This window comes from Bradyrhizobium sp. WYCCWR15520 (assembly GCF_056174665.1).
The window spans coordinates 211,602-222,462 of sequence record NZ_JBWBWM010000013.1 but is presented as its reverse complement, the minus strand read 5'-3'; the positions used below and the strand labels follow the sequence as shown (position 1 = coordinate 222,462).

Here is a 10,861-nt window from a genome sequence, read left to right as displayed (position 1 = left end):
ATCCTCTTCCAACCCCATCAGGTGGCGGCCCTGCGCCGACCCCGTACAGAAGCAAGACCCCGGCGGGCGGACAACGCAAAGGGATTGACTAATCGAGGCCCGTTACAGAAGGGTGGGCAAAGGCGCATTGCGCCGTGCCTACCATGCATCCTCAATGCCGGTGAATATTGGTGGGCACGCTTCGCTTTGCCCACCCTACGCACCGTCAATCCGGCCTACACTCTCGCCATGCCTTCACCCGCACAACACGTCGCCATCATCGGCGCTGGCCCCGCTGGCCTGATGGCAGCCGAAGTGCTCGCGCAGGGCGGTGCTTACGTCACCGTCTACGACGCGATGCCGTCCGCTGGCCGCAAATTCCTGATGGCGGGGCGCGGCGGGCTGAACCTCACGCACAGCGAGCCATTGCCGCAATTCCTTGCACGGTACCGCGAGGCGATGCTGCATCTGAAAGCCGCCATCGAGGCATTTCCGCCGCAGGCGTTGTGCGACTGGAGCGAAGCGCTGGGGCAGGAGACCTTCGTCGGCTCCAGTGGTCGGGTGTTTCCGAAAGCTTTCAAGGCGTCACCCTTGTTACGGGCGTGGCTGCGGCGGCTGGACTCGCAGGGCGTAAAGTTGGTGCTACGTCACCGCTGGACCGGTTGGGACGAGCGGGGCTCCCTCCGCTTTGAAACACCGGACGGCGCGCGCGCCGTCGAGGCGAGCGCGACCGTGCTGGCGCTCGGCGGCGCAAGCTGGCCGCGGCTGGGCTCCGATGGCGCATGGGCGGAGATCTTCGCCGCAAGGGGCGTGAGTGTATCGCCGCTCAGGCCGGCCAATTGCGGCTTTACGGTAAGCTGGTCGGATATATTTCGAGACCGGTTCGAAGGCCAACCGCTCAAGGGCATCGAGTTGAACTTTGGTTCGCATAGCGTTCGTGGCGAAGCCATCGTGACACGCTCGGGCATCGAGGGCGGAGCGATCTATGCGCTATCCGCCGAATTGCGCGAAGCCATCCTGCGCGACGGACGGTCTACGCTGAACATCGCCTTGCGTCCCGATGTGGAGACCAGCGAACTGATCGCGAAATTGTCGGCCGCGAAGGGCAAGCAGTCTTTTTCGAACTTTCTCCGTAAGGCAGCCAACCTCTCGCCCGTCGCCATCGGCCTGTTACAGGAGGCTGCCAAACCATCCGGGATGTCGCTGGCCGCACTCTCTCCCGGCGATCTGGCCCGTTTGATCCAGGCGGTGCCCGTGCAGCTCAACGGCATCGCGCCGATCGCGCGCGCGATCTCGACCGCAGGCGGCATCGCGCTCGACGAGCTAGAGGACCATTTCATGCTCAAGCGCTTGCCGGGCGTGTTCGCCGCCGGCGAGATGCTCGATTGGGAAGCGCCGACCGGCGGTTATCTCTTGCAGGCGTCGTTTGCGACGGGTGCGGCCGCTGGGAAGGGCGCGCTGAAGTGGCTCAATTCGTAGGATGGGTAGAGCGAAGCGAAACCCATCATCGTGCAGCCCGGCAAGTCCTGATGGGTTTCGCTTCGCTCTACCCATCCTACGGACTACGGATCACCGCAACTTCCCCCGCGCCGCCACCGGCAGCACGCCGACGATCTCCTCGCCGCGCACCATCACCACCTCGTCCATCATGTTGACGACGACGCAGACATGGTTCGGCACGATGCGCACGACGTCGCCGACGACAGGCCGCGTGTTGCTGCGGGCGAGGTCGAGAAAGCCGTGCTCTTCCGCAAAGCGTGCGATTTTGGCTTCCGGGTGCTCGAGTATCAGCCCGTAACCGTCGAGCCCGCCGCCGGGGTCCGACGTCAGCGTCTTCGAGCCGGCGTCGAGAATGCCGCGGTCCGGGCCGGCGCGGCTGACGACGGTGGAATAGATATTGAGTGCGCAATCATCCCACTCGGCGACGCCGGCCGCGACCTGCATGCGGTCGTTGTAGATATAGGTGCCGGGCCGGTGCTCGGTCGCGCCCTTGAGCTTGCCGAGGTTTTTCAGGTTCGGCGAGCCGCCGGTCGAAACCATCGTCGCATCCAGCCCATGCGCGCGGACGCCGGCCAGTGCTTCGTCAAAGAACTTCTGCGCCTCGGCCCAGCCGGTTTCGGTCGGATAGAGCATGAAACCCGCAAATTGCAGCCCTTTGGACGCCGCGATCTCGCGCGCCAGCGCAATCGCTTCCGCTGGCGTCTCGACGCCGGCGCGCTTGCGGCCGGTGTCGCACTCGACCACGACCGAAAGCGGGCGGCCTGACGTAGTGGCGGCTTGCGGCAGGCCCGCGATCACGGTCGAATTGTCGGCGGCGACCGTCATGTTGGCCCTGGCCTGCAGTGCGGCGAGGCGGGCCATCTTCTCCTCGCCGATCAGATTGTAGCTGATCAGGATGTCGTCGATCCCGGCTTCGGCCATCACCTCGGCCTCGCCGATCTTCTGGCAGGTAATGCCCTTGGCGCCGGCCGCGACCTGCATCTGCGCCAGCAGGGGACTCTTGTGGGTCTTGATATGCGGGCGGTTGGCGACGCCCGCCGTATCGCAGGCCACCTGAACCCTTGCGATGTTGCGCTCGACCCGGTCCATGTCGATCACGGCGCAGGGCGTACCGTATTCACGGGCGATTTTGGCGGCGAGGGGCGTTGTCATGACGTGGAACTCCGGTTGTTCTTTCGTCATTGCGAGCGCAGCGAAGCAATCCATTGTGCGGCATAACGGATAGATGGATTGCTTCGTCGCTTCGCTCCTCGCAATGACGGTGAAATGCCTATGCCTGCTCGATCTCTTCCCGCAAGACTTCCAGCTCCAGCCACCGGTCTTCGGCCGCGGCCAGTTCTTCCTGCGCCTTTGCGATCGCCGATGAGGCCGCATCAAACTTCTTGCGATCCTTGGCGTAGAGATCGGGATCGTCAAGCAGCTTCTGCTGCTTTGCGATCTCGGCCTGCAACTTTGCGATCGTCTTCGGCAGCGTCTCCAGCGCGTGTTTTTCGTTGAAGTTCAGCCGGCGCTTCGGCGCCGCAGCGGGGGCGGCAACTTTAGCTTCCTTTTTTTCTTCAACGATCGCCGTCGCCTTCACATCCTCTCGTGTCAAATCCTCGCCGCGCTGCGCCAGCATGTCGGTGTAGCCGCCGGCATATTCGATCCAGCGGCCGTTGCCCTCGGGCACGATCACTGACGTCACAACCCGGTCCAGGAAATCGCGATCATGGCTGATCAGGATCACCGTGCCCTCGTAATCGCCGAGCATTTCCTCGAGCACATCAAGCGTCTCGAGATCGAGGTCGTTGGTCGGCTCGTCCAGCACCAGCAGGTTCGACGGCTTTGCCAGCGCGCGCGCCAGCATCAGCCGGCCGCGCTCGCCGCCGGAGAGTGCCTCCAGCGGCGTGCCGCGTTGCTCCTGCGCGAACAGAAAGTCTTTCATGTAGCCGATGACGTGCCTGGGCTTGTTGCCCACCATCACATGGTCGCCGCGGCCGCCGGTCATGGCTTCGGCGAGCGTCGCTTTCGGATCCAGGCTTTCGCGATGCTGGTCGAGCGTTGCCATCTCGATATTGGCGCCGAGCCGGATCGTACCAGAGTCGGGCGGATCGTTGCCGATCAGGAGATGAACCAGCGTGGTCTTGCCGGCACCGTTCGGGCCGACAATGCCGATGCGGTCGCCGCGCTGGACGCGGGTCGAAAAGCCCTCGACGATCGTGCGATCGCCATAGGCCTTGGCGATGTTCTTGGCCTCGATGACGAGCTTGCCGGATTTGTCGGCCTCCGCCGCCGCGAGGCTGGCATTCCCCGTCGCGCCACGGTAATTGCGCCGCTGGTCGCGCAGAGCATGCAGATTGCCGAGCCGCTTGACGTTGCGCTTGCGGCGGCCGGAGACGCCATAGCGCAGCCAGTGCTCCTCGTTGACGATCTTGCGGTCGAGCTTGTGCTGGTCGCGCTCTTCCTCCGCCAGCACCTCGTCGCGCCAGGCTTCGAACGCGGAAAAACCGCGGTCGATCTGGCGGATCTGGCCGCGGTCGAGCCAGGCGGTCGAACGCGACAGGTTGGAGAGGAAGCGGCGGTCGTGGCTGATGAGGACGAGCGCGCATTTCCGGCTCGCCAGTTCGCCTTCCAGCCATTCGATGGTCGGGAGATCGAGATGGTTGGTCGGCTCGTCCAGCAGCAGGATGTCGGGTAAGGGCGCCAGCACCCGCGCCAACGCCGCGCGGCGCGCCTCGCCGCCGGAGACATGCGCGGGGTCCTCGTCGCCGGAGAGCCCAAGCTGTTCGACCAGATAGCGCGCCTGGTAATGATCGTCGCCGGGGCCGAGGCCTGCCTCGACATAGGCCAGCGTGGTCTTGTGCTCGCCGAAATCAGGCTCCTGCGGCAGGTAGCGGATGGTGGCGCCGGGCTGCACGAAGCGGCTGCCGCCGTCGGGCTCGACGAGGCCGGCGGCGATCTTGAGCAGCGTCGATTTACCGGAGCCGTTGCGGCCGATCAGGCAGACGCGCTCGCCTGCAGAAACCGACAGTTCTACGCCCGACAGCAGCGGCGTGCCGCCAAAGGTCAGGCGAATATCTTTCAACTGGATCAGCGGCGGCGCCATGGTTCAACCTTGGTTCGGCGCAGGCTGCTGCGCGCGCTGGCGCTGGATGCGGCGGATGGTCTGGTCGAGCGCGGACAGGAATGCCGAGCGGTCGCGCGGCGCAAACGATCTTGGACCGCCGGTCACTTCGCCGGACGAGCGCAAATCGGTCATCAGGTTGCGTACCGCCAGCGTCATGCCGATCGATTCTTCCGTGAACGGCTTGCCGTTCGGCGCGATTACCTCGGCGCCTGCCTTCACACAACGGCTGGCGAGCGGGATGTCCGACGTGACGACGATATCGCCCTTGCCGGCACGTTCCGCGATCCAGTCGTCGGCGGCGTCCATGCCGGAACCGGCGGCGATGCGCTCGATCAACGGGTCCTGCGGCACGCGGATGAAATTGCCCGCGACCACGCTGACCGGCAGGCCGTGCCTGACAGCGACGCGATAGATCTCGTCCTTCACCGGGCAGGCGTCGGCATCGACATAGATGCGGGTTGGGTTCACGTCAGGCATACGGATTCGACAGCGTTCTCTTGCCCGCGGGTGGTAGCCTATTCGATGCCGGAATGCGAGGAAAACAGGGGTGGGAACACGCTTGCGTCAGCACATTCTTTGCGTACCAGAACCGGCGGAAAAACAACCAAAAACAAGAGGAAATGGCATGCCCATCGAGCCGTATCGCGTGGAGGCCTACAACACCGCCAAACAATCCGAAAACAAGATGCACGACGACACCGTGGCACAGCGTTTCGGCTTCTCCGGCGGGCTGGTCCCCGGCGTCGACGTGATGGCCTATATGATGCACCAGCCAGTCGCCAAATGGGGCCGCGCCTTCCTCGAACGCGGGCTGATCGAGGCCCGCTTCGTCAAGCCGGTCTATGACGGCGAACTCGCCGAACTGACGGCGGAGGAAGACAATGGCGTGCTTTCGATCGAGGTGCATAGCCGTGGCGAGCCTTGCGCTACCGGCACCGCGTCACTGCCGGCTTCCGTGCCCGCTGTTTCGATCGCAGACTACAAGGAAGTCGCGGCCGTCGCGGAGCGCAAGCCGGTCGATGCGACGTCCTACGAAGTCGGCAAATGGCTGGGCACCGCGCCGCGCGACTGGGCGGGCGAGGCGGCCAGCGAATATCTTGAAGACATCAGGGAAGCCGATCCCATCTACGCGAAGGAGGGCCTCGGTCATCCCGGCCTGCTGCAGCGGGTGATGAACCGGCTGCTGGTTGACAACGCCATTCTGGGCCCGTGGATTCACGTCGGCAGCCGCATGCAATTGCTCTCAGCAAAGAAGGCGGGCGATGTCATCACGGCGCGTGCGAAGGTGATCGGCAATTACGACAAGAAGGGCCACCGCTTCGTCGAGCTCGACGCGCTGGTCGTCGCGAACGGCAAAACGCCGCTGGCGCATTGCCACCACGTCGCGATCTACCAGCCGCGCGAACAGGCGGTGGCGTAATCATGCCCGTCACCATCGACTATTATTTGTCGCTCAACTCGCCCTGGACCTATATGGGCAGCGGACCATTTGCTGAGATCGCGCGCCGATATGGCGCGACCGTCAACGTCAAGCCCTGCAAGTTCGGCCCGATCTTCGAGCAGACCGGCGGCCTGCCGTTGCCAAAACGTTCGCCGCAACGGCGCGCTTACCGGCTGATGGAGCTCAAGCGCTGGCGCGAGGTGAGGGGCATTCCGCTCAATCTCGAACCCAAATATTTTCCGAGCGATGACCTCGCGGCGACGCGCCTTGTGATAGCAGCCAAACTGCAGGGCAAGGACGCGCATCTTCTGTCGTTGGAGTTTGGCCGCGCGATCTGGGAACGCGAGGAATCGCTCGTCGACGCCGCTGTCATGTCGGCGGCCGCGCAGCGCGCCGGTCTGGACGCGGCGGCATTGCGCGCCGGTGGCCCGCCGGATGGCGAGCTCGACGCGCTGTACGAACAGTACACGCAGGATGCGCTGAAGGCCGGCGTCTTCGGCGCGCCCAGTTACGTGCTGCCGTCGGGCGAGATCTTCTGGGGCCAGGACCGGCTGGAGCTCCTGGAACGCGCCTTGAAAATGCAGGCCTGATCGGCCGAGCAGCGCGCTGAAAAAAGACAGGCCGAATGGACACACGCGGCTGCAAAAATGCGCTATGATCCGGATCTAAATAGAAAACGAAAGGCGGGAGTGGACGATGCCCAGTTCAGTGAAGGACCTACTCGCGGCGGCGAACAGTTCGGTTCCAAACATCACCCCACAGGATGCAAAAAACCTGATCGAGGGTGGCAAGGTTCTTGTGGTCGATGTGCGCGACGGCACTGAACTACAAAGCACCGGCAAGGTTCAGGGAGCGAAGCATGTCTCACGCGGCATGCTCGAGTTTCGCGCGGATCCCGACAGCCCCTATTACGACAATGCGTTCGATCGGGAAAAGACCGTCATCGTGTACTGCGCCTCCGGCGGGCGATCTGCGCTTGCAGGCAAGACGCTGCAGGATCTCGGCTACAAGGATGTGCGTAACCTCGGCGGTTTCAAGGGATGGGCCGAGAGCGGCGGCGCGGTCGAGAAGGTGTGACGCGCAGAACAGCAAAGACTCGTCATGCGCGGGCTTGACCCGCGCATCCATCACTTCAGAAGAGTCATTGAAACGTGATGGATTGCCGGGTCAAGCCCGGCAATGACGGGTTGGCCTGACCTCACGCCGCCTTCGCCTTGGCATCCTGAATCGCGCGCCACACCCGCTCCGGCGTCAGCGGCATGTCGATATGGGTGATGCCGTAGTCCGACAGCGCATCCACCACCGCATTGACGATGCAGACGAGGCTGCCGGCGCAGCCGGCTTCGCCGCAGCCCTTGGTGCCGAGCGGATTGGATTTCGCCGGCGAGGGGTGGTCACCGATCTCCATCTGCGGGATGTCCTCCGCGCGCGGCAAGGCATAGTCCATGAACGAGCCGGTGATCGGCTGGCCGTTTGTGTCGTAACTGACCTGCTCCATCAGCGCCTGGCCGATGCCCTGCGCCACGCCGCCATGCAGCTGGCCGGCGACGATCATCGGATTGACCACGGTGCCGAAATCATTGACGGCGAAGTAGCGCACGATTGCCACGACGCCGGTTTCGGGATCGATCTCGACTTCCGCGACATGGCAGCCATTGGGAAAGGTGGAAGGCGTGTCATTGGTGGCATGGTCGACGTCGAGCGACAACGGCGCCCCCTCCGGCATCTTGCCCTCGCGCAGCCGCTGCGCCAGCTCCATGATGCCGATCGAGCGGTCAGTGCCGGCGATGGTGAAGCGGCCGCCGGCGAATTCGATATCACCCTCGGACGCTTCCATCAGATGCGCGGCGGCCTGCTTGCCCTTTGCGACCACGAGCGCGGAGGCTTCGACGATCGCCTGGCCGGTCGCGGTGATCGAGCGCGAGCCGCCGGTGCCGTTGCCGAAACGGACGAGATCGCTGTCGTTCTGCTCGATCGTGATCTTTTCGAAGGGCACGCCGAGCTGCGCCGACAGCACCTGCGCGAACGGCGTGGCGTGGCCCTGGCCGTAATCGAGCGTGCCGGTGGTAAGCTTCACCGAACCATCCGGCTCGAAAGTGATCTTGCCGAGTTCGCCGCTGGGAGGAGCGGTCACTTCCAGATAGGAGCCAACGGCGATGCCGCGCAGCCTGCCGTTCTTCTTGCTCTCCTTCTTGCGCTTGCCAAAGTTGGCGTGGTCGGAAATCTCCAGCGCCTTGTTGAAGACGCCGGCGAAATCGCCGCTGTCATAGGTGACGCCAGAAGCCGCCGCGAATGGCAGTTGCGCCGGCTTGATGAAGTTGCGCTTGCGCAAGGTGAGGCGATTGATGCCCATCTCGTCGGCGGCGCGGTCGATCAGCCGCTCCATGTAGTAGTTGGCTTCGGGCCGGCCGGCGCCGCGATAGGCGCCCATCAGCGTGGTGTTGGTCAGCACCGTCTTGATGTCGACGCCGAGCAGCGGCGTGCGATAGACGCTCGCCAGATTCTTGCCGGTGTTGAGCGACAACGGCCCCGGCGCGACGCCGGTGATGTAGGCGCCGAGATTGCCGTAGCCCTGCAGGCGTACCGCGAGGAATTTACCCTCGGCGTCCAACGCCAGTTCAGCGTGAATCAGCTGCGCGCGGCCGTGGCTGTCGGAAAGAAAGCTGGTCGAACGTTCGTCGGTCCATTTGACCGGACGGCCCAACGCCTTCGCCGCATGGAGGATGCAGGTGTATTCGGGATAGCTGACGTTCTTCATGCCGAAGGAGCCGCCGACATTGGCGGTGAGGATGCGCACCTTGTCGTTCGGCACGTTGAGGATTTTCGCCAGCGTTACCTTGTTGCCGGAGACACCCTGCGTCGGCACCTGCAGCGTGAAACGCTCGGCCGTCTTGTCGTAGGCGGCCAGCGCGACGCGCGGCTCCATCGAGACGACAGCCACGCGGGTGTTGACGATGTCGAGTTTGGTAACATGCGCGGCGGCGGCGAACGCCGCATCGATCTTGGCGGCATCGCCATAGTGATAGTCGAGCGCGACATTGTTCGGGATGTGATCGTAAAGCTGCGGCGCGCCGGGCTTTGCCGCTTCCGCCGCATCGGTCACCGCCGGCAGCGGCTCGATGTCGAGTTCGACGGCCTCAGCGGCATCGCGCGCCTGCGCCAGCGTTTCGGCGACCACGAAGGCGATGGGATCGCCGACGAAGCGCACCTTGTCGGTCGAAAGCGCCGGACGGTTGGTCTGCAACAGCGGCGAGCCGTCGCGGCTTTTCAGCGGCAGGCCGCAGGTGAACGGGCTGTAGCCGGCGGCTTCGAGATCCTTGCCGGTCCAGACGCCGAGCACGCCGGGCATCGCCCTGGCGGCGGCGGTATCAATCCCCTTGATGATTCCGTGGGCATGGCTGGAACGCACCATCCAGCAATAGGCCTGGCCGGGCAGGGTGAAATCGTCGGTGTATTTGCCGCGCCCACGCACCAGCGTGTCGTCTTCCTTGCGGCGCACCGGCTGCCCCACACGGTATTTTTGCAGTGCGATAGCGTTGTCCAGGGAGGAGGCCGACGTGTGGTCTTGCATCGAAAAGCACCTGAAATGCTGGATTTTCTTGGACTTTCCCGGTTCCGCGGGTTCCCGCTGAGATAACGTACCGTATCATTCCGGACAACGCCTGATTGGGCATAGTCCTATGTGATGGGTTGTTGCGTACCCCCTTGGCGCTGCTAAAGTTTCCGTGAACGGTAATTTTCTTCGGCGGCCGGGAGCGGCCCGCGGAAAGACAGTTTTGATGAATGAGGATACGCGGCTGCGCGAAGGCCTTCAGGCCGGCGCCAGCCCGTCAGGGTCGGCTGCGGCGGCAACGGCAAACGGTGTCTATGCCGCGCTTGATCTTGGCACCAACAATTGCCGGCTTTTGATCGCCAGCCCGGTCGGCGACAGCTTTCGCGTGGTGGATTCGTTTTCGCGGATCATCCGGCTCGGCGAGGGCATTTCCGCAACCGGTTCCATCAGCGAGGCGGCGATCGAGCGCGCCATCGCGGCGCTCAGCATCTGCAGCGACAAGATCCGCTACCGCAAGGCCAAGCGCCTGCGGCTGATCGCAACCGAGGCCTGCCGCGCGGCCGCCAATGCCGACAGCTTTCGCGCCCGCGTCGCTGATGAGACCGGTATCCGCCTCGAGGTGATCGATCGCGAGACCGAGGCGACGCTGGCCGTGATCGGCTGCTCGCCGCTGCTCGATCCAAGGGGGCGGGGCGCGATCCTGTTCGACATCGGCGGCGGCTCGACCGAACTGGTTCGGATCGAGCGCGATCCGGACCAGCAGTACGCGCCGCCGCGGATCAAGGCGTGGATGTCGGTCCCACTCGGCGTCGTCACGCTGGCCGAGCATTTCGGCGGACGCGACGTAACGACGGAATCCTATGCGCAGATGGTGCGCGATGTCGCGCAATATGTGGCGCCGTTCGCGGCCGAGCACGGCACGGATTTGCGCGACATGCATATGCTGGGCACCTCGGGCACCGTGACGACGCTTGCCGGCGTCCATCTCAATCTTGCACGTTACGACCGCCGCCGCATCGACGGCATCTGGATGAACAGTTCTGACGTCACGGCCGTGATCCAGCGGCTGCTCGGCATGAGCTATCAGGAGCGCGCCGACAATAATTGCATCAGCGTCGAGCGCGCCGATCTGGTGCTGGCCGGCTGCGCCATTCTCGACGCGATTCGCGATGCCTTCCCGATGCCGCGGCTACGCGTCGCCGACCGCGGCCTGCGGGAGGGCATGCTGGTCGAGATGATGCGCGAGGACGGCGCGCTCAGGGCGTGCTGATGTCCCGGAGGC

Annotated in this window: 9 protein-coding genes; 5 read left to right on the top strand and 4 right to left on the bottom strand. The window is 64.3% G+C overall.

The window, feature by feature from the left end:
* Positions 1-228 precede the first annotated feature (228 nt).
* Entirely contained in the window at positions 229-1,458 is a 1,230-nt protein-coding gene (locus AC0QUY_RS17200) for a TIGR03862 family flavoprotein (protein ID WP_475387681.1), read from the top strand.
* Positions 1,459-1,548: 90 nt separating this feature from the next.
* On the opposite strand, the gene AC0QUY_RS17195 is transcribed toward AC0QUY_RS17200, so the two are convergent.
* The 3 genes from AC0QUY_RS17195 to AC0QUY_RS17185 all read right to left on the bottom strand — a co-directional run bounded on the left by AC0QUY_RS17195 (position 1,549) and on the right by AC0QUY_RS17185 (position 5,062).
* Positions 1,549-2,631: a D-TA family PLP-dependent enzyme gene (locus AC0QUY_RS17195; protein WP_475387673.1), complete on the bottom strand. Its 1,083-nt coding sequence runs from the start codon at positions 2,629-2,631 to the stop codon at positions 1,549-1,551.
* 118 nt (positions 2,632-2,749) lie between these two features.
* A complete protein-coding gene (locus AC0QUY_RS17190) occupies positions 2,750-4,564 on the bottom strand; it encodes an ABC-F family ATP-binding cassette domain-containing protein (protein WP_475387672.1) in 1,815 nt (604 codons plus the stop codon).
* Positions 4,565-4,567: 3 nt separating this feature from the next.
* Positions 4,568-5,062, bottom strand: a complete 495-nt coding sequence (locus AC0QUY_RS17185) for a YaiI/YqxD family protein (protein WP_161854047.1) — start codon at positions 5,060-5,062, stop codon at positions 4,568-4,570.
* Between the two features lie 148 nt (positions 5,063-5,210).
* Here AC0QUY_RS17185 and AC0QUY_RS17180 point away from each other — a divergent pair, with 148 nt between their 5' ends.
* The 3 genes from AC0QUY_RS17180 to AC0QUY_RS17170 all read left to right on the top strand — a co-directional run bounded on the left by AC0QUY_RS17180 (position 5,211) and on the right by AC0QUY_RS17170 (position 7,103).
* Positions 5,211-6,005 (top strand): hypothetical protein, encoded by a 795-nt coding sequence (locus AC0QUY_RS17180; RefSeq protein WP_475387671.1) that lies wholly within the window; start codon positions 5,211-5,213, stop codon positions 6,003-6,005.
* Positions 6,006-6,007: 2 nt separating this feature from the next.
* Positions 6,008-6,616, top strand: coding sequence for a DsbA family protein (locus AC0QUY_RS17175; RefSeq protein ID WP_475387670.1), 609 nt, complete (start codon positions 6,008-6,010; stop codon positions 6,614-6,616).
* A 106-nt stretch (positions 6,617-6,722) separates the two neighbouring features.
* Positions 6,723-7,103 carry a rhodanese-like domain-containing protein gene (locus tag AC0QUY_RS17170; protein ID WP_161854050.1) on the top strand — a complete coding sequence of 127 codons (381 nt, stop codon included), beginning with the start codon at positions 6,723-6,725 and terminating at the stop codon, positions 7,101-7,103.
* Positions 7,104-7,224: 121 nt separating this feature from the next.
* On the opposite strand, the gene AC0QUY_RS17165 is transcribed toward AC0QUY_RS17170, so the two are convergent.
* Positions 7,225-9,597 (bottom strand): xanthine dehydrogenase family protein molybdopterin-binding subunit, encoded by a 2,373-nt coding sequence (locus tag AC0QUY_RS17165; protein ID WP_475387669.1) that lies wholly within the window; start codon positions 9,595-9,597, stop codon positions 7,225-7,227.
* Between the two features lie 208 nt (positions 9,598-9,805).
* Between AC0QUY_RS17165 and AC0QUY_RS17160 the strand changes: the two genes are divergently transcribed.
* Complete coding sequence (locus AC0QUY_RS17160) at positions 9,806-10,849, top strand: Ppx/GppA phosphatase family protein (protein WP_475387668.1); 1,044 nt, start codon at positions 9,806-9,808, stop codon at positions 10,847-10,849.
* The last annotated feature ends 12 nt before the right edge of the window (positions 10,850-10,861 follow it).